This window comes from Caballeronia novacaledonica, assembly GCF_900258035.1.
GTDB classification, from domain to species: Bacteria; Pseudomonadota; Gammaproteobacteria; order Burkholderiales; family Burkholderiaceae; genus Caballeronia; species Caballeronia novacaledonica.
Map to the genome: position 1 here is coordinate 35757 of NZ_OGTP01000004.1, position 22311 is coordinate 58067.

Genomic DNA, 22311 nt, shown 5'->3' on the forward strand with positions numbered 1-22311 from the left:
TTGGCCATGATGCCATCGATGGCGCGATCCAGAAAGCCGTCGCGCCGGAGCGTGCTACCCTCGTTTTCATCGGAATCGCGCGGTGCGCACGCCAGCGCCCGGCGCATAACAGGGATATCGACACATGTCTCATTCTGCTCTGACCAAAGACGCCGTTGCCGTCATCACGGGTGGCGCATCGGGTATCGGTCTCGCTGCGGCGAAGCGGTTCGCCGGGCTGGGACTGCGCATCTGCATCGCGGATCGCGATGCGGATCGAATCGCGCAAGCCGTCGCGCAAATCGCCGGCGTGAGCGCGGGCGGCGCGCAGAACGTATTCGGATTCGAAACCGATGTCAGCGTCATCGACGATGTTCGCCGTCTGCACGCGGCCGTCGTCGAACGATTCGGCGGCGCCGATATCCTGATGAACAACGCCGGGATTCAGCCGGGCAGCGGTATCTTCGGTCCGGCCGAGAACTGGAATCGCGTGCTGGGCGTGAATCTGTGGGGCGCGATTCACGGCACGCAGGTTTTCGTTCCCGCGATGATCGAGCGTGGACGTCCGGGGCTCGTCATCAATACGGGTTCGAAGCAAGGCATCACGACGCCGCCCGGTGACCCGGCGTACAACGTTTCGAAGGCCGGACTGAAGGCGTTCACGGAAGCGCTGCAACACGAGCTGCGCAATACCGCCGGGTGCAACATCAGCGCGCATTTGCTCATTCCCGGCTTCGTGTACACGGGGCTGACCCGCAGAGATCGGACGGAAAAACCCGCCGCCGCGTGGACGCCCGAGCAGACCGTCGACTTCATGCTGGAGCGTCTGGACGCCGGCGACTTCTACATCCTGTGTCCCGATAACGACGTGCCGCGCGCGCTCGACGAACGCCGCATGCTGTGGGCCATCGGCGATATCGTGGAAAACCGGCCTGCGTTGTCGCGCTGGCATCCGGATTACAAGGCGGCGTTCGACGCGTTCATCGAAGAGCCTCGTTGAGCCGTTCGATTCAGCGATGCGGCCAGAGACCGCAATACGTCTGGCCATCTTCGAGATTCGGTCCGACGCTTCCGTCCGCCCGAACGATCTTGAGCCAGCCGTTCGGATCGGACGACGTGGGCGTGTCGCCGCAATTGTTGTGTACCCAATGGATGCCGCCGCGAAACGGAATGCCGCATGCTTCGATCCCGTCGCCGACTTTGATCGTGTTCAGCGGGGCAGGCACGCCTTTGCTGTTTTTCTGATAGCCCGAAGCGAAGACGTTGTCGATGGCGACATCGTACGTTTTGCCGTCGGCGTCGCCTTTGATCCGCAGATGCGTATGCGACAGCTCCACGCCGTGACGGAACATGCCGTCCTTGAACGTCGGCGGCGACACCGCTCGGCCGGTGAGCAGCGTGCCGCCGGCCGCGCGGCAATTCTGCGCATCGTCGGCGCGCGCGGTTGTCGAGAGTGCGGCGAGCAGCAAGGCCGCGGCCACGGATATGCTGGTTCGGTGAACGAGTGATCTCATGTTTTTTTATCCGATGGCAAGGTCGCCGCGGGTCATTTCATCAGCACCATCTGCGCGACTTTGACGACGACGAGTCCCACGGCAATGACGAGGTAAGCACGCAAGGCGGTCATCCAGATCCGGCTCGTCAAGGTGAGCCGGGGCCTGGGCAACTGATCGAGCGGCGGCATGCGCCACGTGTCCCGCGCGTGCCGCTCATGCGAGAGCGCTTCGATGCTCGTCGCTTCCCGGCCTTGCCGTGCGCGAAGCAGAAAGATCGTCGCATAACCCGCAAGGGCGATGACTGTACCACCCGCGAGAATCGCGCCGATGGTCTCGCCGCTGATGTCCGGATACATGACCGAAGCGGTCAGAACGATGGACAGCATCACCAGCAGCCACACCACCGCGCCCGTGAAGACGTTGAGCGCCCTGGAGTTGACCCACGGCCCGAGCACGGCGCGGTCGTTGCACAGGAGCAGCAGGAAGACCGTCGCGCTCGGAAGCAGCACGCCGGCGAGCGTTTGCACCGCTTCCGTGAGCAGGCCGAGCGGACTGCCGGGGATGAGAACCAGTGCCGCCGCCACCGCGATGATCCCGAAGTAGACGAAATAGAATCCCTTTGCATCGGACACGCCGCGATGCAGGGAATGACGAATCCTGAAGACATCGCCGATCGCATATGCGGTCGATAGCGACACGGCAGCCGCGCCGATGATGCAGGCGTCGAGCAGCGCGACGGCGAAGAGGGTCGCGGACGTCCTGCCGACATACCGCTCCAGCCCGGCGATCACGCCGCCTGCATCGGTGAACTGCCCGGACTCCGGATGGCCGGCGAACAGCGCGGCGCTGAACGAGATCATCGCGACCGCGCCGATCAGCACGAAGGCGATGCGGATCCACAAGTCCACCTTCTCGTACTTCATGAAGCGCGGCGTGATCCGCTTGTCGACGATATAGCTCTGCTGGAAGAACAACTGCCACGGCGCGACCGTCGTCCCGACGATGCCGATGACGAGCAGCATCACATCCGACAGTCGCGTATGCGCGGGCCAGTTCGGCACGAAGAAATCACGCGACATCTGGCCGACGGGCGGATGCACCGACACGAGCACGGGAACCAGCAGCAGGCTCAGGAGGCACAGCACGAGCGCGAATCGCTCGAAACGCCTGAAGTTGCCGGTGCTGACCGCCGCCATGATGAGCGCCGCGGCGATACACACGCCCGCCATCTTGGAGACGCCCAGAAAGCCGAGCGCGAACGTGATGCCGATAAATTCCGTGACGATGGTCAGCGCGTTGAGGATGAACAGATCGATGACGCTGAACGCGCCCCAGAACTTGCCGAAACGCTCGAAGATCAGCCGGGCGTGACCGACGCCCGTCACCGCGCCGAGACGCAGGACCATTTCCTGATTGACGAACAGAACGGGGACGAGCAGCAGCAAGGTCCAGAGCAGGGTGGTGCCGTAGTTCTGTCCGGCTTGCGTATAAGTGCCGAACGCGCCCGCGTCGTTGTCGCCGACCATCACGATGAGACCGGGGCCGATGATCGCGAGCAAAGTCCGCAAGCGCGCCCACGCGTTGCGTCGCGGCGCCGTGTCGTGATGCGCGATGGTGCCGAACGCGCCCTTGATATCGCCGAGATGGGCTGAATCGAGCACGGCGCTGCGTTCGGGCGCGGCGCTGCCCGGCGATGAAACGTTCGATGGCGTCGACATTGTTGTTATCCGTGATCGTGAACTCTGCATACGGTCGTGCACGCTTGCGGCGGGCACGCCGGGTCGGCCGCGCATGGACGCGGCGAATGCCTGACGGGCGCGCATGAGCGACGCCTGTCAGGCGCTTAAGTGAGGTGCACGGGGAAAACTGCTGCGACGCGCACCGTCCGCTTGCTGGCGGGACGGCGGCTAAGGAAAGGAAGCGCTGACGTCCGGCCGGCTAGGCGGCGAAACTTTTCGATGATCGACTACTGCTTGTGTCCAAGGCATCAGCCCCTTTCGTGGAGATGAAAAAATTGTAGGCGCGGTTCTTGAGGCGCGTCAACACGGTTGGTGAAATAGACGCGCAAAAGGCCGGTCATTGGTGCGGTTCAGCGCGCAAGCTTTCAAGCGTCGAAAGCTATTTAAGATCGCGCGCTAGATCAGGTTCCTTTGCCTGAATTCCTTCGCCAGCGCATCGGCATCGACGAACTTGTAGGCGAGCAGCCCGGCAAAGAGCGCGCCGCGCACGTTTGCATCGGAATCGTCGATGAAGAACGTCTCCGAAGCCCGCGCGCCCAGCCGTTCGAGACAGCCGTAGTAAGCCTGCGCCGCCGGCTTCGCCGAGCCGAACGACGCAGTCGCATAGACGCGAGCGCCGAACACGCGCGCGACCGGCGGGTTCAGATAACCGATGTGATCGGAGACCAGACGGCAGTTATTGGTCAGCACCGCGATGGCACGATTTCGCGCGACGCTCGCCGCCAGATCGAGCGTTTCGAGGTTGGGCGTAATCGACGCGCGGCGCGACGCCAGCCACATGTCGCGGCTGATCGGGCAGCCGAGCAGATTGCCGAGCATGGCGAGATAGTCGTCTTCGCCGATCTCGCCGCTGTCCGCGCGAGCTTCGAGGCCGGAACCCCAGATTGCTTCACGCACGGCTTCGGACGGCCTTCCGCAAAGCGCCGCGAGATGATCGGCGCGCACCGCGCGATCGTAGTGAGACAGGACGCCTTCCATATCGAACAGGACGAGCGAGATCGGTGCTGTCATGCCGGTGCCTCACGCGACTGGCCTGCAGGAGAAGGACGCCACCCCTCGGATGGCGCAACGTCCCATTCTAGCTGCGCAAAATTCGCGCATTGCGACACGAATCGGCCAGGGAAAAACGTGGGAAGAAAGCTCGGTGAACCGCGCCGCGATGCGCCGGAACAAGCATGCCGTCACCGGCGTCCGGGCGCGCATGTTTTCCGGATACGCGCGGACAAGTACACGCCCGATGTGGACCCAACGATTGGTTTCGTCTGGCACTAACTTTCCGGATTTTTCGCTGTGGATACTCGGTCATCGGCTCGCTGCGAGCGCAACGAGCCTGCACCGGAACAGGGAACGCCGCGCACGCGCTCCCCGATTCTCCACCTCTCCAGGAAAGCTCATGAAAACGATCCGCGTCTCCGGCTTGAAATTCATGCCCGGCAAGCTGCTTCGAACGTTCGCGCCGGCGCGCGCGCTGGCCTCGCTCGCGATCGCCGCGTGCGCGTGGGGCATCGCACAGACCGGCCATGCCGAAGACAAGGAAGTGACGATCGCGTACCAGCAGATCGTGGATCCGTGGGTCGTCGGCATCGCCGATGGTTCCATCGCCAAGGCCACCGGCTACAAGATCAACTGGCGTCAGTTCGAATCGGGCGCGAAAGTGGCGACCGCGATGGCCTCGGGCGACGTCAAGATCGGCGTGATCGGCTCCAGTCCGCTCGCCGCCGCCGTCAGTCAGGGCGTGGACGCGCAACTCTTCTGGATTCTCGACAACATCAACGAAGCCGAGGCGATGATCGTGCGCAACGGCTCGGGCATCGCGAAGCCGGCCGATCTGAAGGGCAAGACCATCGGCGTGCCGTTCGTCTCGACGACGCACTATCACACCATGTTTGCGCTGCAGCACTGGGGCATCGATCCGTCGTCGGTGAAGATTCTCAACATGCAGCCGAACCAGATCGCGGCGGCGTGGGAGCGCGGCGACATCGACGCCGCTTATGTGTGGGACCCGGCGCTCTCGCAACTGAAGAAAAGCGGCAAGGTGCTGATCACGTCGGGCGACCTGTCGAAGCTCGGCAAGCCGACCTTCGACGGCATCGCGGTCGATCGCGCGTGGGGCGAGGCGCACAAGGACTTCATGGCGAAGTTCGTCAAGGCGATTGCCGATATCGATCAGCAATATCGCAGCGATCCGTCCAAGTGGAGCGCGCAGTCGCAACAGGCTTCCGCGATCGCGAAGACGATCGGCGGCGCGCCCGCCGACGTGCCGGAATCGCTCGCGCTGTACGGCTATCCGTCGGCGCAGGAGCAGGCGTCGAAGCAATGGCTCGGCGGCGGCGTGTCGAGCCGCGCGGCCTTCGCGCTGAAGGACACGGCGGACTTCCTGAAGCAGCAGAAGCGCGTCAATGCGGTGCTGCCGGACTATTCGAAGTACGTGACGGCCGAATATGTCGAGGCAGCCGAAAAGCTCAAATGAAGAGTCCCTTGCCACATCCGCGTCCGGGAGGACATATGGGCTGCATGCAGGTGAAAAACGTCAGTGTGATGTTTCCCGGACGACGCCCGGGCGAGCGCGTGCATGCGCTCGATGGCATCGATCTCACGATCGGCGATGGCGAATTCGTCGTCGCGCTCGGGGCGTCGGGTTGCGGCAAGACGACGCTTTTGTCGCTGATGGCGGGCTTCATCGCGCCGTCGTCGGGCGAGATGCTGCTCAACGGCAGGCCGGTGGAAGGACCGGGCGCCGATCGCGGCGTCGTGTTCCAGAAGCATGCGCTGCTGCCGTGGCTCAACGTGCTCGACAACGCCACCTTCGGACTCAAGTTGCAAGGCGTGCCGAAGGCGCAGCGCGAGGAGCTCGCGAAACGCAATCTCGCGCTCGTCGGGCTTCAGGATTTCCACCGGCACATGATCTATCAGTTGTCGGGCGGCATGCAGCAGCGCGTGGGCATCGCGCGCGCGCTGACCTGCGATCCCGCGATGCTGCTGATGGACGAGCCGATGGCCGCGCTCGACGCACTCACGCGCGAGACCATTCAGGAACTGTTGCTCGATGTCTGGCAGCGCACGCAGAAGATGCTTTTCTTCATCACGCATAGCGTGGAGGAGGCGCTTTTTCTGGCGAGCCGGCTGATCGTGATGTCGCCGCGTCCGGGCCGCATCACGCATAGCTACGATCTCGACTTCAACCGCCGCTTCCTCGCCACCCGCGATGCGCGCGCGATCAAGTCGAGTCCCGATTTCATCGAGATGCGCGAGCGCGTGCTCGGCATCATCTACGGCGACGAGCGCGCCGCGCATCACGCTGCCGAGGAGCTTCATCATGGATAAGCGAGCATCGATGACCGTGCCCGGTCCGGCGATCGACCGGGAACTCGGCGCATCGCGCCGTCCGCCCGGCAGACCCGCGCGGCAGTCGAAGAAAAAGCCGGTGAAACCGGGCGACACGTTCGGCGTGCCGGGCTACGGCAGCAGCCTCGCGATGAGCATCGCGACGGTCGCCGTGCTGCTGGCGGGCTGGTTCCTGATCACCGGCATGCACTGGATCAAGCCGCTCTTCCTGCCGTCGCCGCAAGCGGTGTTCGCGAAGTTCCTCTCGGTGGCGAGCGAAGGTTTCGCCAACTCGACGCTCGCCGAACATATCGTAGCGAGCCTGTTGCGCGTGTTCGGCGCGTTCGCGCTCGCGTGCGCGACGGCGATTCCGGTCGGCGTGATGATGGGCGTCTCGCGCCACGCGCGCGGCGTGTTCGATCCGCCGATCGAGTTCTATCGGCCGCTGCCGCCGCTCGCGTATCTGCCGCTCATCATCATCTGGTTCGGCATCGGCGAGTTCTCGAAGGTCTTCCTGATCTATCTGGCGATCTTCGCGCCGCTCGCGATCGCCGCGCGCGCGGGCGTGCGTTCGGTGTCGATCGAGCAGATTCACGCGGCCTATTCGATGGGCGCGACGCGCACGCAGGTCGTCATCCACGTGATTCTCAAGTCGGCGCTGCCGGAGATTTTCACGGGGATGCGCATCGGCATCGGCGTGGGCTGGACGACGCTCGTCGCGGCGGAAATGGTCGCCTCGACGCGCGGCCTGGGCTTCATGGTGCTCAACGCGGCGGAGTTCCTGGCGAGCGATGTGGTCATCATGGGCATCATCGTGATCGGCTTCTTCGCGCTGTGCTTCGATCTGCTGATGCGTTATCTGGAGAAGGCGATGGTGCCGTGGAAAGGGCGCGTGTGAGTTAGGGAAGGGCTTGCAGAACTGTTCGGGCGTGAAGAGCCGTCGAGAAGTTTCCTCCAAGTCTTGTATAAGACATAAGACATAAGACATTTGACGAGGCAAGCTGTCTCAATTAGAATGGCGATAAACGCAGTGCCCGGAACAGCCTCGGTGTGTCTGAAAGCCTTTCCCTGAAACGCAATACGAACGGTCCCCCATGCTTGAAAATTTTCGTGCTCACGTAGCCGCACGCGCCGCGCTCGGCATTCCTCCCCTGCCGCTGACGGCTCAGCAGACCGCCGAACTGGTCGAATTGCTGACGAATCCGCCTGCCGGCGAAGAGCAGATCCTGCTCGACCTGATCACTCACCGCGTGCCTGCCGGCGTGGACGAAGCCGCCCGTGTGAAGGCGGGCTTCCTTGCCGCCGTCGCCAAAGGCGAGACCGCCTGCGCGCTGATCTCGCGCGCCCGCGCAACCGAACTCCTCGGCACGATGCTGGGCGGCTACAACATCCAGCCGCTGATCGAGTTGCTGTCCGACGCCGAAGTCGGCACGGTCGCCGCTGAAGCGCTGAAGAAAACCCTCCTGATGTTCGATCAGTTCCACGACGTCAAGGAACTCGCCGACAAGGGCAACGCCAACGCCCGCGCCGTGATTCAAAGCTGGGCCGAAGCCGAGTGGTTCACGAGCCGTCCGGAAGTGCCGCAAAGCCTGACCATCACCGTGTTCAAGGTGACGGGCGAAACCAATACCGACGACCTGTCGCCGGCGCCGGACGCGACCACGCGCCCGGACATTCCGCTGCACGCGCTGGCGATGCTGAAGAACGCCCGTCCCGGCATCACGCCGGAAGAAGACGGCAAGCGCGGTCCGGTCAAGTTCATCGAGTCGCTGAAGGAAAAGGGCCATCTGGTCGCCTATGTGGGCGACGTGGTCGGCACCGGCTCCTCGCGCAAGTCGGCCACCAACTCCGTGCTGTGGTTCACGGGCGAAGACATCCCCTTCGTGCCGAACAAGCGCTTCGGCGGCGTGTGTCTGGGCGGCAAGATCGCCCCGATTTTCTACAACACGATGGAAGACGCCGGCGCCCTGCCGATCGAACTCGACGTATCGAATATGGAAATGGGCGACGTCGTCGAACTGCGCCCGTACGAAGGCCGTGCGCTGAAGAACGGCGAGGTGATCGCCGAATTCCAGGTCAAGTCAGACGTTCTGTTCGACGAAGTGCGCGCCGGCGGCCGCATTCCGCTCATCATCGGTCGCGGACTGACGGCCAAGGCGCGTGAAGCGCTGGGTCTGCCCGCGTCGACGCTGTTCCGCCTGCCGCAGCAGCCGGCCGACAGCGGCCGTGGCTTCTCGCTGGCGCAGAAGATGGTCGGCCGCGCCTGCGGTCTGCCGGAAGGCCAGGGCGTGCGCCCGGGCACGTACTGCGAACCGAAGATGACTTCGGTCGGCTCGCAGGACACCACCGGCCCGATGACACGCGACGAACTCAAGGACCTCGCATGCCTCGGCTTCTCGGCCGACCTCGTCATGCAGTCGTTCTGCCACACCGCCGCCTATCCGAAGCCGGTCGACGTGAAGACGCACCAGACGCTGCCGAACTTCATCAGCACCCGCGGCGGCATCGCGCTGCGTCCGGGCGACGGCGTGATCCATTCGTGGCTGAACCGCATGCTGCTGCCCGATACCGTGGGCACCGGCGGCGACTCGCACACGCGCTTCCCGATCGGCATCAGCTTCCCGGCGGGTTCGGGCCTCGTCGCGTTCGCGGCGGCCACCGGCACGATGCCGCTGGACATGCCGGAATCCGTGCTCGTCCGCTTCAAGGGCAAGATGCAGCCGGGCGTGACGCTGCGCGATCTGGTCAACGCAATCCCGCTGTACGCCATCAAGCAAGGCATGTTGACGGTCGCCAAGCAAGGCAAGAAGAACATTTTCTCGGGCCGCATCCTCGAAATCGAAGGTTTGCCCGATCTGAAGGTCGAACAGGCGTTCGAGCTGTCGGATGCGTCCGCCGAGCGCTCGGCCGCCGGTTGCACGGTGCATCTGAACAAGGAACCGATCATCGAATACCTCAACAGCAACATCACGCTGCTGAAGTGGATGATCGCCCAGGGCTATCAGGACCCGCGCAGCCTGCAGCGCCGCGTCACCGCAATGGAACAGTGGCTGGCCGACCCGCAACTGCTGTCGCCGGATGCCGACGCCGACTATGCCGCCGTCATCGAGATCGATCTGGCCGACATCCACGAGCCCATCGTCGCCTGCCCGAACGATCCGGACGACGTGAAGACGCTGTCCGACGTGGCCGGCGCCAAGATCGACGAAGTGTTCATCGGTTCGTGCATGACGAACATCGGTCACTTCCGCGCGGCGTCGAAGCTGCTGGAAGGCAAGCGCGACATTCCCGTCAAGCTGTGGGTGGCGCCGCCGACCAAGATGGACCAGAAGCAGTTGACCGAGGAAGGCCACTACGGCGTGTTCGGCACGGCGGGCGCGCGTACGGAAATGCCGGGCTGCTCGCTGTGCATGGGAAATCAGGCGCAAGTGCGCGAAGGCGCGACGGTCATGTCGACGTCGACACGCAACTTCCCGAATCGTCTTGGCAAGAACACGAACGTGTACCTCGGTTCGGCGGAACTGGCCGCGATCTGCTCGCGTCTGGGCAAGATTCCGACCAAGGACGAGTACATGGCCGACATGGGCGTGCTCAACGCGGACGGCGACAAGATCTACAAGTACATGAACTTCGATCAGATCGAAGACTTCAGGGAAGTGGCCGACACCGTGAAGATGTAAGCACGTTGTTTTCGTCGTAGCGAGATGCAATCGCGCCGCAGAGTGAAAGCTCTGCGGCGCGTTTTTTTTCGCGCGGCATCCGGACGCGACTCAGTTCACTACGGAAATCACGCAGCCTGCGCATGCCCGTGAACGCGCATGGCTCGCTCCGCGAGTGCGCCGAAGAGCAGGCCGATCGTCGTCCACAGAATGACCTGCATGCCGATGGCCGCGGTCCGGAACTTCCAGAGCACGACAGCCGGAAAGTCGGCGGGCACTTCGTCGATCACCGGCATGACCGCCTGAATCACGCCGATCACGACGATGAACCCAAGCCCCGCGACGATCGACGCGTTCCATTCGCTCATCGATGCGGCGAGGCGCCGGCGCGCTTTCAGCGAGAAGACCATCACGGCGATCGAGATGGCGACCATCAGAAAGAACAAGCCGGTCCGATAGCCGATCGTCTCGGGGTCGCCCACGGCTGGCGGACTCGCCGGATACTTGATATTCGGCACGATCACGATCGAGACGAATGCCGCGAGCGCAAGCAGCGCCGAAAGCGGGCGCGCCTGCAAACGTCCCGCGCGGCCATAGACGAACGCGAACACGAGCGAGAAGATGCCGCCCATCGCGGCGCTATAGGTCATCACACCCGTGAACAAGCCGATGCCCGCCTGCGTGCGCCGGCTCACCAGTTCGGGTTCGGGCGCTTCGCCTTTTGCCGCGTCGAGTTTCTCCCCGAAGGAGATTGCCTGATCGACCTGCGGCTCGCCCATCGTCTTGGCGAAGCCGAACGTGAGCAGTCCCGCGACGATGCCTGCCAGCATGCCGCGCGCCAATAGTTTTCCGACCATATGCGCCTCTTCAGTGACAGGGAAAGCCGAGCAGGTGCCGCCCGTCGTGAACGAACTCGTGCACGTACATGCCGGGAACGATGGACGTCGCGCCTTCCTCGGCGCCGACGAAGTAAATGGCGATCAGGAGGATCAGACCGCCAAAGACGGCCCAGGGCAGCAATTCGCCGAGTGGAATGGGCGCCGGCACGGTGGCCGGGCGAGAAATCGTGGTGTTCATTGCAGACATCTCCGCAGGGGTTTCGCGCCCCTAAGACGATTGAGGACAGCACGCGGACGGGTCTGGCTTTCGATTCTGACGCAAACCGATTACAGTGGCGCGACCGTGCCGGATTTGCACCGGCTTCCTTCCAGCGTACCGCTCGAATTCTACGCCCGAAACGCGCGCGCATCGCCGGCATTGACGCGACGGGCATCGCATGAGTACCGTTGGAGCCTTGCGCGTACATGGCAACTGGAGCAATCAGTGAAGAAAATCCTCATCATCGGAATCGGTGCGGGCGATCCGGAATACGTCACCGTTCAGGCGATCAACGCGATGAACCGCGCCGACGTCTTCTTCGTGATGGACAAGGGCGTGGCGAAAGCGAAGCTCGTCGAGTTGCGCAAGGACATCATCGAGCGATACGTGAAGGAACGCGACTACCGGATCGTCGAGGCGACGAGCCCGGAGCGTCAACGCGACGCCGCGAGTTATGTCGATGCAGTCGAAACGCTGAACCACGAGAAGCAAGCCGTGTTCGAACGTCTGATCGGGGAAGAACTGCGCGACGGCGAATGTGGCGCGTTTCTCGTGTGGGGCGATCCGTCGCTCTATGACAGCACGATGCGCATCATCGAAGCCATCGACGAGAGCGGACGGCATCAGTTCGAGTATGAGGTGATTCCCGGCATCAGCAGCGTTCAGGCGCTTGCGGCGAAGCACCGCGTCGCGCTCAACACGATCGGGCGCGCGGTCGAGATCACGAACGGCAGAGGCATCGCGGAAGGCTTTCCGAAGCATGTCGACAGCGTCGTCGTGATGCTCGATGCACAGAATGCATTTCGACAGCTTGCGGATGAAGATGTCGATATCTTCTGGGGCGCCTATGTGGGCACCGAAGACGAAATCCTCATCGCAGGCAAGCTGCGCGAAGTGATGGACGACATCGAACGAGTCAGAGCCGAGGCGCGCGCCCGCAACGGCTGGATCATGGACACGTACCTCCTCAAGCGGCGAACGCAGCCGAAAGACTGACAAACGAAAACTCGATCCGCGTTCGACGATCACACGGACTGTCGCAAGGTCTGCGCAGCCGCGACCATGTTCTTTAGCGCCGGGATGACTTCTTCCCACTGACGCGTCTTCAGGCCGCAATCCGGATTCACCCACAAGCGCTCGGCGGGGATACGCTCGGCCGCCTTCTTCATCAGATTGACGATATGTTCCTGGCTCGGAATGTTCGGCGAGTGAATGTCATACACGCCCGGCCCGATTTGATTCGGATACCGAAATTCATCGAATGCATCGAGCAGTTCCATGTCGGAGCGTGATGTCTCGATGGTGATGACATCGGCATCCATATCCGCGATCGACGCGATGATGTCGTTGAACTCCGAATAGCACATGTGCGTGTGGATCTGCGTCTCGTCCTGCACGCCGTTCGCCGTGATGCGGAACGATTCGACCGCCCAGCGCAAGTACTCGTTCCATTGCGAGCGGCGCAGCGGCAGACCTTCGCGCAGCGCGGCTTCGTCGATCTGGATCACGCGGACACCGGCCTTTTCCAGATCGAGCACTTCCTCGCGGATCGCGAGTGCGAGCTGATAGCACGACACCGAGCGCGGTTGATCGTCGCGCACGAACGACCAGTTCAGGATCGTCACGGGACCGGTGAGCATGCCCTTCATCGGCTTGTTCGTCTGCGATGCCGCGTATTGAATCCACTCGACCGTCATCGCCTTCGGACGGCTGATATCGCCGAACAGAACAGGCGGCTTCACGCAGCGCGAACCGTACGATTGCACCCAGCCGAACTGGCTGAACGCGTAGCCATCGAGTTGTTCGCCGAAGTATTCGACCATGTCGTTGCGTTCGGCTTCGCCATGCACGAGCACGTCGAGACCGAGCGCTTCCTGTTCCTTCACGGCGCGTGTGATCTCGCGTTCCATCGCGGCCTTGTAGCCGGCCTGATCGAGTTCGCCCGCTTTGAACTGGCTGCGCGCGTGGCGAATCTCGCCCGTTTGCGGGAACGAACCGATGGTCGTCGTCGGGAAAGCGGGCAAGCCGAGAATGGCGGCCTGCTTCTTCGCGCGCTGCTCGTAGGCGTTCTGACGCTTGCCGTGCGCTGCATCGATCTTCGCGATTGCAGCCTTGACAGTGGGATTGTTCACGCGCGGCGACTGGCGACGGCTTTCGATCGCGGCGGCGTTCGCGGCGAGCGCGTCGGCGACCGAGGCGCGGCCGTCGTTCAACGCGCCGGCGAGCACGTTCAGTTCATCGAGCTTTTGCAGCGCGAACGCGAGCCACGACTTGATTTCGGCATCGAGCTTGATCTCGCTGTTCAGATCGACCGGAACGTGCAGCAGCGAGCACGACGGCGCGACCCAGAGACGATCGCCAAGCTGACGATGCAGCGGCTCCAGCCATTGCAGCGTCGCGTTGAGATCGCTCTTCCAGATGTTGCGGCCGTTGATCGCGCCGACGGACACGATAGCCGTTTCAGGCAATTGCGCGACGATGTCCTGGATTTCGTCACTCGCGTTGATTGCGTCGACATGCAGGCCATCGACAGGCAGCTTGCATGCAAGCGAGAGGTTCTCCTGCAACCGACCGAAGTACGTCGCGAGCAGCAGACGCACGCGGCGCGCCGACAGCGCATCGTAGGCGGTGACGAACGCATCGCGCCATTTCGCATCGAGCTCGGTGACGAGCGCCGGTTCGTCGATCTGCACCCAGTCCACGCCCTGCGCCGCGAAATGATCCAGAAGCGCCGCATACGCCGGCAGAATGCGCGGCAGCAGCGCGAGCTTGTCGCTGTCGTCCTTCGCTTTGCCGAGCCACAGATACGTGACCGGACCAACGATGACCGGCTTCGCGTTCACGCCCTGAGCGCGCGCTTCGCTCAACTGTTCGATGAGTCGCGAAGTATCGAGCTTGAACTGCGTGTTCGCATCGAACTCGGGCACGATGTAGTGATAGTTCGTATCGAACCACTTGGTCATCTCGCCAGCCGCGACGCCGCCGCAACACGCGGCGTGCTCTTGCTCGCCCTGCGCCGAACGGCCGCGCGCGACGCGGAAATAGTTGTCCAGCGTATCGCCGTGAAAGTCGCGCACGCGTTCGGGCAGGTTGCCGAGCGTGAAGCTCATGTCGAGCACCTGATCGTAGAACGCGAAGTCGCCGACCGGCACATAGTTCAGATGCGCCTGATCCTTCCAGTGGCGCTTGCGAAGTTCGGCGCCGGTCGCCTTCAGCGCGTCGCGCGACGATTCGCCTTTCCAGTATTGTTCGAGTGCGAACTTCAGTTCACGCTTCGCGCCGATGCGCGGGAAACCCAGGTTGTGTGTCGTGGCCATCGTGCGATGTCGTCCGAAGAGAATAGATCGGAGTCGATGATAGAATTTTTGAAGCATGAATAAAAATGGAATGTTTTCATGCATCGATTAACTTTCTTCATGGAGCAGCGATGCTGGAACGTAGTCATCTGATGGTCGTGCGAGAAGTCGAAAAGCAGGGCTCGCTGACCGCCGCAGCCGACGTGCTCAATCTCACGCAGTCCGCGCTCAGTCATACGGTCAGGAAGCTGGAGCAGCAACTGGGCACGCCCCTCTGGACGCGCGAAGGACGCAGCATGCGGCTCACGCAGGCGGGGCATTATCTGCTCGGCCTTGCGAATCGCATGTTGCCGCAGTTCGAGCAGGCGGAAATGCGCATGAAGCAGTATGCGCAGGGCGAGCGCGGCACGTTGCGCATCGGAATGGAGTGCCATCCGTGTTATCAGTGGCTGCTGAAGGTCGTGTCGCCGTATCTCGCCCGCTGGCCCGACGTCGATGTGGACGTGAAGCAGCGCTTTCAGTTCGGCGGCATCGGCGCGCTGTTTGGCTTCGATATCGACGTGCTCGTCACGCCCGATCCGCTCAAGAAGGACGGACTGAAATTCGAACCCGTGTTCGATTATGAGCAGGTGCTGGTCGTCGCCGAGAATCATGCGCTGGCTACGGCCGCCTATGTGACGCCCGAGCAGCTTGCATCGGAAGTGCTCATCACGTATCCGGTGGAGACGGACCGGCTGGACATCTACACGCGGTTCCTGACGCCGGCGAACGTGGTGCCGCGACGCCACAAGGTCATCGAGACCACGGACATCATGATGCAGATGGTGGCGAGCGAACGCGGCGTGGCGGCATTGCCGCGCTGGCTCGCCGAAGAATATGCGGACCGTATGCCCATCACGCCGGTGAAGCTCGGCAAGAAGGGCATCGCGAAGAAGATTTATCTCGGCGTGCGGGAGAGCGATAGGTCTATCGATTACCTCGCGGCTTTCATCGCGCTGGCTCGCGGTGCGGACTGGAAGCGGGCGCGTATCAGGACGTGAGGGCCTTGGACGTCAGAAGCAGCGAAGGCGCACCATCACTTCATCGCCTCGACCACATCCTGAGTCTTGACGACGGCATGCGCAAGAAACGCATAATTGATCATCGCGGCCTTATAGCCATCGCCCCACGTCGGATGACGTGGCCCCGCCGTGGCGTCGGAGACGACGAAAACTTCGAAACCTTGTTCGATCAGATCGCGCAAGTGAGACTCGACACACATGTTGGCGAGCATGCCGCCGAGCACGACCTTGCGTACATTTCGCTTTCGAAGCTGCAACGTGAGGTCATTCGTCTGAGGACCGAAAACCTTGTGCGGGCTGACGACGACCGTTTCTCCATCCTCGATATACGGCTTGAATTCTTCGAGCCAGTCGGCGCCCGATTTCTCGAATCCGCTCAGGTTCAGCGCGCCCGCGCGAGCAAACGTGCCGGTTGCAAACTCGTCCGCTTCGAGCGGGCCATTGAACTTCCATGCACGATCGGTCGGATAAAAATAATGCGGCGAGATAAAGACGGCGAACTTCGACGCTTTCGCGGCCTTGAAGATTTCCAGCATGTTCTCGACGGTTCGGTTCTCCGTCACGCTGGCTCCGACAGCGCCCCAGTTTTTTCCCTGCGGGCTGAGCACATCGATTTGTGGATCGATAAACACTACGGCCGTGTCGGCCGGATCGTATTTCATGGTTCGGGCTCCAGACAGTGAAGTCTGCGCGACGTGCAATCGGATGACAGGCGCCGCTTGCGCAGGATTTCTCGAAGTCGTTCACAAGGCGGACACACGGACGAACTAGTGCCCGGTGAAGCATCGCTTAAGCAAATTAGACAAAGTGTAGGAAACGTGCCGAATGATTCAACCGGAATCGTACGCACGATTAACGATTCGCGCGATATCACTCGCGTTCGTGCGTCACGGCGGTGCGACCAACTCGCATCTGATACGCGCTCGGCGAGAGTCCCGTCTTGCGTTTGAACAATTGCCGAAACGTGCTGAGGTCGCCATAACCTACACGCTGGCTCACCTTGTCCAGGCCGATCGGCCTCGATTCCAGCAACTGCTTGGCTACTTCTATACGCAGGTTCTGCAAGTACGTCAGCGGCGCAAGACCGACTGCCTGCTTGAAACGGCGATTGAGCGTCCGTTCGCTGACGGCGAGCCACGCAGCGAGCTCGCTCAGCCGGAACCCCTGTTCGAGTGTCGCCTCCATGCGTTGCTGCGCTCGTGCGACGAGTGAATCGACATGTCCGTGATCGTCGAGCAGCTTCGCGTACGAAGCCTGAGAAGTGCGGTTCATGTCGATCAACATCGATTTGGCGGTGAGCGCGGCGAGCTTTTCGCCTGCAAACATGTCGACCAGACGGACGGCGAGGTTGAGATAGGACGTGACCGAACCGCCCGAGACGATGCCGTCTTGCCACGTCAGAACTTCCCGCGCCCGAAGTTCGACGTGCGGATATCTTCGGGCGAAGTCCGCCGCCTTGGCCCAGTGCGTGGTGGCGACGCGACCGTCCAATAGTCCCGCTTCGGCAAGCAGATAATTGCCGGTGCAGTACGCGGCCACCACGGCGCCCGCCTTGCGTTGCCGACGTAATGCCGACGACAGCGCATCCAATTGTTCCCGTTGGCCGATGAACTCGTCCATGTTGGCGAAAAACGGCGCCGTCAGCAGAATGGCATCGGCGCGCTTGCGTGGATCGATTTTCCCGTCCACCGAAATGCGTTGACCCGAAGCCGCCGTGACCGGCTGTCCGTCGAGCGATTCCACACGCCACGCGAATCTGGGAGCAGGCTTGGACCCACGCGCCGCTACCCTGACGCTCAGATGATTCGCGGCGCTGAAAACGTCGATGGGCCCGGAAACGCCCGACGCGAGAATGCCGTCATAGACCCAGATTCGTATCGTGATCATTTTAGAGTGTGTCCGAAATGCCGCTAACAATGGCGATACTGCCACTTCCGGTTCGACCGGTAAAGGCCGAATATCGGGCAACCGAGTTCGCTGAAAAAGGAGTGACATCATGCCAATGATCGATGCGTTGTGGTCCGAAGATGCCTTGACGCCTGAAGCGGGAGCACGTCTCGTCAACGAATTGACCGACATCCTGATCGAAGCAGAGGGCTACGATCGAAACAATCCGATCGCGCGCGGCGTGACCGTGTTTCATCTGCATCGGCCGGCTGCGGTATTCGTCGGCGGAGAGCGTTCGAAGACGGCGCGCTATCGCATCATTCCTTCGGCGCCCGAGGGGCAATACACGAACGAATCTCGCAGAGCATTGGTGAAAGCGGTCACGGAAGCGGTGGCACGCGCCGAGAACCGACCGTTCGAAGAAGTCGCGCCGCGCGTCTGGGTCTTCCCGACGGAGATTCCAGACGGAACCTGGGGCAGTCGCGGCGCCATCTACACGTTGCCCGACATTCATGCGCTGCTGGCCGGCGAGTCCGAGCGGAGCGTCGGCGAGGCGCGACTCGCGCGCAGGAGACGAGAAAAAGCACGCATCATGATGGAAGCGGGCGCTGCCGACGCTCACACCACCGTTGGAGAGCCGATATGAAATTCAACGATACAGCGCCTGTCATGACGCCCGAAGGCGGCCTGCCGTTCTGGCTGGCGCGGCTTGCCGAAGACGCGACGCTGGAGGCGACCGTTCTGAAACGACCGGTCGAAGGGCGGGCTGACATCATGGCGGTGATCAGGCACGCGGTCTCGCTCTACGAGTTTCAGCACCACAGTTACAAGGGCATGATAGGTAATGGCCTGTATATGGAGTCCTATCGCTCGCAGATTCAGGGAATGCCGATCGAAACTCTGCTTATCGCACACGTGAACGAACAGGGCGAAGCCGACGCTGTCGTGATCAATCATCGCCCGCTCGACGCTGCGATGCTGTTTTCGAAGCTGATGGGAGAGCGTGTCGAAGAGCGCTTTCGCGACCTGTATTTGACGGGATCGCAGGCCGATTCCGAATGATCGTTCCGGAACTAATCGTCATACATTTCCTTCCTGTCTGCCATAGATAACGCTTGCCAACCGGTGCAGCGAGCCGTAATATGTGCATATGCACTAAAAGATCGATGAGAGAAAACTATGCTACGCATAGCTAACGTTATTCGAGGCAAGGTGACAATGTGATTGCTGCCGAGAGTGGGCCGCAGTCCATTGCCGATCGAGATGATGAGCGCCGCACGCGCGCTGAAGATTTCCGGCGGATGATCGATAGCCTGCCCATACCGGCTATTCTCTATACACCGGACGGCGAGGTCTATCACGCCAACCGTCACGCGCAATGGCGGGCATGGCAGACGAACGATTCGATTCATCGCGACGATCGGAACGCAGTCGTCGCCCGGTTTCATGCGTCGTTAACAACGGGTGAGCCTTTCGCGTTCGAGTGTCGCTTTCGCATCACTGCCGGCGTCTATCGCTGGTGTCTGGTTCAGGGCTATCCGCTGCGAGACGACGAGGCTCGTATTGTTTGCTGGTACGTCACGCACAGCGAAATCGACAATCGCAAACGTGCCGAGGCGCTGCTTGCGGGCGAAAAGCGGCTGCTCGAAATGGTCGCGTTGGGGAGGCCCTTGCACAAAGTGCTGGATGGCTTGTGCAAGCTCGCTGAAGAGATTGCGGACGGCTGCCAATGCGGCATCTCCCTGACTGTTCCCGACGACATGACGCCGCTGCGAGTGGGCGCGCCGAGCTTCATTCACGTCGAAGCCGAGGCGCGCGGACGTCACGTCAGCAGTCACGTGGGACCTTGCGATCTGGCGGCGTCGTTCAGGGCGCAGGTTATCGTTCCGGATATCGCATCGGAAACCCGTTGGTCGCGCATGTGGCGCGAGCAGAGTCTAGCCGATGGACGACGCGCGTGCTGGGCTACGCCGATCCTGTCGCGAGCCAATGAAGTCCTGGGCAGTTTCACCATCTATTCGTCGACGCCGGGTTATCCCACGCCGTTTCAGCGCAATTTCATCGCGCAGTTCAAACACATCATCGGCGTCGCGATAGAACGCGCGCAGAGCGACCTCGCGCTGAAAAGAAGCGAAGAGTGCTTTCGTACGATCGTCGACACGACGCCCGAGTGCGTGAAGGTCATCACACGCGAAGGTTCGCTGTTGCGTATCAATTCAGCCGGCAGCGCGCTGGCGGGCGCGCCTTCGGAGGCGCTCATCGGAAAATGCTTCTACGACTTCGTCGCTCCGGATCATCGTGATCAGTACATCGAATTTAATCGCGATATCTGCTCGGGCAAAACGGGCTTTCTGGAATTCGACCTCATCACGCTGAATGGCGAACGTCGTCATATGGAAACGCATGCTGCGCCGTTATGCGGCAGCGACGGATCCATCGTGCAGTTGGGCGTGACGCGCGACATCACCGCACGCAGGCAGGCCGACGAGCAGCTACGAAAAAGCGCGGCGCTGATGGCGAAAGTGGAGCAGTTGAGTTTGAGCGGCAGCTTCTGCTGGCGCCCGTCGACTGGCGGGATCAGTTGCTCGGAGCAGCTCTATCGAATCTATGGCGTCGAGTTGGAGACGCGCATGACGATCGATCTCGTCACGGCGCGCGTTCACCCGGGCGATCGTCATATCGTGCAGAACGCGCTGGAACAGGCGCAAGACGGCAAGGATCTGGATTGCGATTACCGCCTGCTCCTGCCCGATGGCGCGGTCAAATACGTGCGCATGCAGGCGCACGCTACGTCTGGTCCGCATGGTGAACGCGACTACATGGGCGCCGTGCAGGATGTCACCGAGCGCAGGCAGTCCGAAGAAGCGCTCGATGCATTGCGCGCCGAGCTGGCCCATGTGAGCAGGGTCAACGGGCTGGGCGCGCTGACGGCTTCGATCGCACACGAGATCAATCAGCCGCTGGCCGGCATCATGACGAATGCGCGCATCGTGCAGCGCTTGCTGAGCGCGGAGCCGCCCAATGTCGAAGGTGCGCTGGAAACCGCGCTGCGTACCATCCGGGACGGAAACCGCGCTTCCGAAGTGGTGACACGTCTGCGAGCGATGTTCAGGAAAGAGGTCGTGATGTCCGGCGCCGTCGATTTGGCCGAAGCCGCGCGCGAAGTCATCGAACTGCTGCGCAGCGAAATCCGCAGGAAACAGATCGTGTTGCAGTTCAAGACGACCGGTCACCTTCCTGCCGTCACAGGTGACAAGGTTCAACTTCAGCAGGTCATGCTGAACCTTCTGCTCAATGCGATAGAGGCGATGCAAGGTGTGGGCGATCGTCCGCGGCGCATACTCGTCAACGTCGAACGGGACGATGACAATCGCATCAGACTCGCGGTGACGGATTCCGGAGCGGGCTTCGAGCCGGAGCGCGCGGCCAGACTCTTCGATGCGTTCTACACGACCAAGCGAGAGGGAATGGGCATTGGTTTGTCGGTGAGCCGTTACATCGTCGAGCGTCATGGCGGCCGATTGTCGGCTACCTCGAACGAGCGCTTCGGTGCGACCTTTGCCTTCTCCGTCCCATACGCCGAAAGCCCATGACGATTCAACGCCCAGTTGTCGCGGTAGTCGACGACGATGAATCCGTGCGCGAATCGCTGAGCGAGTTGCTGCGCGAACTCGGCTTTGCAGTCGCGGCGTTTGCGTCGGCGGAGGCGATTCTGGCCTCCGGCTATATCGACCAGGCACATTGTCTGGTGCTCGATATCGATATGCCCGGCATGTCCGGCTGCGACCTGCAGCGCGAACTGCAACGGCGCGGGCATAACATTCCCATCGTTTTCATGAGTGCGCATGCGGACGACGTTCTATGCCCGCAGGTGCTCGAACAAGGTGCAGTCGCATGCCTGTGCAAACCGTTCAGCGATATCGTCTTGCTGGAGGCCATCCACGCTGCGCTCGGCGGTGCCGTGATTGGAGATCGTAATGACACCGGCCATCGACAATGAACATGAACGGAGCGAGTCGGTCGTCTTCATCGTCGACGATGACGTGTCAGTGCGTGAGTCGCTGCAAGCGCTGATTCGCTACGCCGGGTTCGAGGCCGAAACGTATGCGTCGGCGCAGGACTTTCTCGGGCGTCCACGCGCGACGGTTCCAAACTGTCTGGTGCTGGACATTCGCCTGCCCGATCTCGGCGGCCTGGAGTTGCAGAACCATGTGGCGTCGGAGCGTACGGAGATGCCGATCATCTTCATCACCGGCTACGGCGATGTTCCGATGACGGTACAGGCCATGAAGGCGGGCGCGGTCGAATTTCTCACCAAGCCATTCGATGACGAGATACTGCTCGATGCGATCCGCCTGGCCATCGAGCGCAGCCGCGTGGCATTGTCCGAAGCGGCGCGGATGAAGGTGCTCGCGGATCGCTACGCATCGCTCAGCCGACGCGAACGCGAGGTCATGGCATTGGTCGTGTGCGGACTGCTCAACAAGCAGGTGGGATTCGAGTTGGGCATCAGCGAAATCACGGTGAAGGCGCACCGCGGGCAGGTGATGCGAAAGATGAACGCGCACTCGCTCGCCGATCTGATAAACATGGCGCAACGGCTCCAACCGGGCCGCACGTCGAGTGCAATGCTCGAAGAAGCGGCATGAACAAGAGGCCTCTGCCGTAGACCGCTGCACGGCGGTTCACGCGTATCACATTTCCCCGCTCGCCTGCATTTCTCCACTCCGGCGTTGAACGGAGCCGCGTCGACTCTCACCAATACGAAGGTA

The 22311-nt window shown here is 62.0% G+C and carries 20 protein-coding genes and 1 riboswitch; of the genes, 12 read left to right on the plus strand and 8 right to left on the minus strand.

The annotated features are described in order from the left end of the window. Window positions 1–124 precede the first annotated feature (124 nt). On the plus strand, window positions 125–979 hold the full coding sequence (locus tag NOV72_RS08160) for an SDR family NAD(P)-dependent oxidoreductase (RefSeq protein ID WP_106854098.1): 855 nt from the start codon (window positions 125–127) through the stop codon (window positions 977–979). Window positions 980–989: 10 nt separating this feature from the next. Here NOV72_RS08160 and NOV72_RS08165 read toward each other — a convergent pair whose 3' ends face one another. From NOV72_RS08165 to NOV72_RS08175, 3 genes are all read right to left on the minus strand, one after another. Continuing rightward, window positions 990–1460 (minus strand): hypothetical protein, encoded by a 471-nt coding sequence (locus NOV72_RS08165; protein ID WP_245932946.1) that lies wholly within the window; start codon window positions 1458–1460, stop codon window positions 990–992. 65 nt (window positions 1461–1525) lie between these two features. Beyond that, window positions 1526–3193 (minus strand): Nramp family divalent metal transporter, encoded by a 1668-nt coding sequence (locus NOV72_RS08170; protein WP_106854099.1) that lies wholly within the window; start codon window positions 3191–3193, stop codon window positions 1526–1528. Window positions 3194–3610: 417 nt separating this feature from the next. Then, window positions 3611–4225, minus strand: a complete 615-nt coding sequence (locus tag NOV72_RS08175; RefSeq protein WP_106854100.1) for an HAD family hydrolase — start codon at window positions 4223–4225, stop codon at window positions 3611–3613. A gap of 415 nt (window positions 4226–4640) precedes the next feature. Between NOV72_RS08175 and tauA the strand changes: the two genes are divergently transcribed. From tauA to acnB, 4 genes are all read left to right on the plus strand, one after another. Beyond that, window positions 4641–5684, plus strand: coding sequence for a taurine ABC transporter substrate-binding protein (gene tauA, locus NOV72_RS08180; RefSeq protein ID WP_106854352.1), 1044 nt, complete (start codon window positions 4641–4643; stop codon window positions 5682–5684). Between the two features lie 35 nt (window positions 5685–5719). Further along, entirely contained in the window at window positions 5720–6538 is an 819-nt protein-coding gene (locus NOV72_RS08185; RefSeq protein ID WP_106854101.1) for a taurine ABC transporter ATP-binding protein, read from the plus strand. A gap of 10 nt (window positions 6539–6548) precedes the next feature. After that, complete coding sequence (locus NOV72_RS08190) at window positions 6549–7436, plus strand: ABC transporter permease subunit (RefSeq protein WP_483862438.1); 888 nt, start codon at window positions 6549–6551, stop codon at window positions 7434–7436. A gap of 196 nt (window positions 7437–7632) precedes the next feature. Further along, on the plus strand, window positions 7633–10218 hold the full coding sequence (gene acnB, locus NOV72_RS08195) for a bifunctional aconitate hydratase 2/2-methylisocitrate dehydratase (protein ID WP_106854102.1): 2586 nt from the start codon (window positions 7633–7635) through the stop codon (window positions 10216–10218). A gap of 107 nt (window positions 10219–10325) precedes the next feature. On the opposite strand, the gene NOV72_RS08200 is transcribed toward acnB, so the two are convergent. Both NOV72_RS08200 and NOV72_RS08205 read right to left on the minus strand, forming a co-directional pair. Further along, on the minus strand, window positions 10326–11054 hold the full coding sequence (locus NOV72_RS08200) for a CbtA family protein (RefSeq protein WP_106854103.1): 729 nt from the start codon (window positions 11052–11054) through the stop codon (window positions 10326–10328). A 10-nt stretch (window positions 11055–11064) separates the two neighbouring features. Beyond that, window positions 11065–11274, minus strand: coding sequence for a CbtB domain-containing protein (locus tag NOV72_RS08205; protein WP_106854354.1), 210 nt, complete (start codon window positions 11272–11274; stop codon window positions 11065–11067). A 4-nt stretch (window positions 11275–11278) separates the two neighbouring features. Continuing rightward, a riboswitch (adenosylcobalamin (AdoCbl) riboswitch) is annotated at window positions 11279–11428 on the minus strand. A gap of 92 nt (window positions 11429–11520) precedes the next feature. Here NOV72_RS08205 and cobF point away from each other — a divergent pair. Further along, window positions 11521–12291, plus strand: coding sequence for a precorrin-6A synthase (deacetylating) (gene cobF, locus NOV72_RS08210; protein WP_106854104.1), 771 nt, complete (start codon window positions 11521–11523; stop codon window positions 12289–12291). 29 nt (window positions 12292–12320) lie between these two features. On the opposite strand, the gene metE is transcribed toward cobF, so the two are convergent. Then, on the minus strand, window positions 12321–14612 hold the full coding sequence (gene metE / locus NOV72_RS08215) for a 5-methyltetrahydropteroyltriglutamate--homocysteine S-methyltransferase (protein WP_106854105.1): 2292 nt from the start codon (window positions 14610–14612) through the stop codon (window positions 12321–12323). A gap of 110 nt (window positions 14613–14722) precedes the next feature. Between metE and NOV72_RS08220 the strand changes: the two genes are divergently transcribed. Further along, a complete protein-coding gene (locus NOV72_RS08220) occupies window positions 14723–15631 on the plus strand; it encodes a LysR family transcriptional regulator (RefSeq protein ID WP_106854106.1) in 909 nt (302 codons plus the stop codon). A gap of 35 nt (window positions 15632–15666) precedes the next feature. Here the strand turns inward: NOV72_RS08220 and NOV72_RS08225 are convergent, their stop codons facing one another. Together NOV72_RS08225 and NOV72_RS08230 are read right to left on the minus strand one after the other, a co-directional pair. Then, entirely contained in the window at window positions 15667–16314 is a 648-nt protein-coding gene (locus NOV72_RS08225; protein WP_106854107.1) for a cysteine hydrolase family protein, read from the minus strand. 208 nt (window positions 16315–16522) lie between these two features. After that, window positions 16523–17539, minus strand: coding sequence for a GlxA family transcriptional regulator (locus NOV72_RS08230; RefSeq protein ID WP_106854108.1), 1017 nt, complete (start codon window positions 17537–17539; stop codon window positions 16523–16525). 109 nt (window positions 17540–17648) lie between these two features. Here NOV72_RS08230 and NOV72_RS08235 point away from each other — a divergent pair, with 109 nt between their 5' ends. The 5 genes from NOV72_RS08235 (at window position 17649) to NOV72_RS08255 (ending at window position 22188) form a co-directional block, all read left to right on the plus strand. Continuing rightward, window positions 17649–18185 carry a tautomerase family protein gene (locus tag NOV72_RS08235; protein WP_106854109.1) on the plus strand — a complete coding sequence of 179 codons (537 nt, stop codon included), beginning with the start codon at window positions 17649–17651 and terminating at the stop codon, window positions 18183–18185. Next, window positions 18182–18601, plus strand: coding sequence for a hypothetical protein (locus NOV72_RS08240; protein WP_106854110.1), 420 nt, complete (start codon window positions 18182–18184; stop codon window positions 18599–18601). Before NOV72_RS08235 ends, NOV72_RS08240 begins: the two co-directional genes overlap by 4 nt. A 158-nt stretch (window positions 18602–18759) precedes the next feature. Further along, on the plus strand, window positions 18760–21132 hold the full coding sequence (locus tag NOV72_RS08245; RefSeq protein ID WP_146149961.1) for a PAS domain-containing protein: 2373 nt from the start codon (window positions 18760–18762) through the stop codon (window positions 21130–21132). Further along, window positions 21129–21539, plus strand: a complete 411-nt coding sequence (locus tag NOV72_RS08250) for a response regulator (protein ID WP_106854112.1) — start codon at window positions 21129–21131, stop codon at window positions 21537–21539. Before NOV72_RS08245 ends, NOV72_RS08250 begins: the two co-directional genes overlap by 4 nt. After that, complete coding sequence (locus tag NOV72_RS08255; protein WP_106854113.1) at window positions 21517–22188, plus strand: response regulator transcription factor; 672 nt, start codon at window positions 21517–21519, stop codon at window positions 22186–22188. Before NOV72_RS08250 ends, NOV72_RS08255 begins: the two co-directional genes overlap by 23 nt. The last annotated feature ends 123 nt before the right edge of the window (window positions 22189–22311 follow it).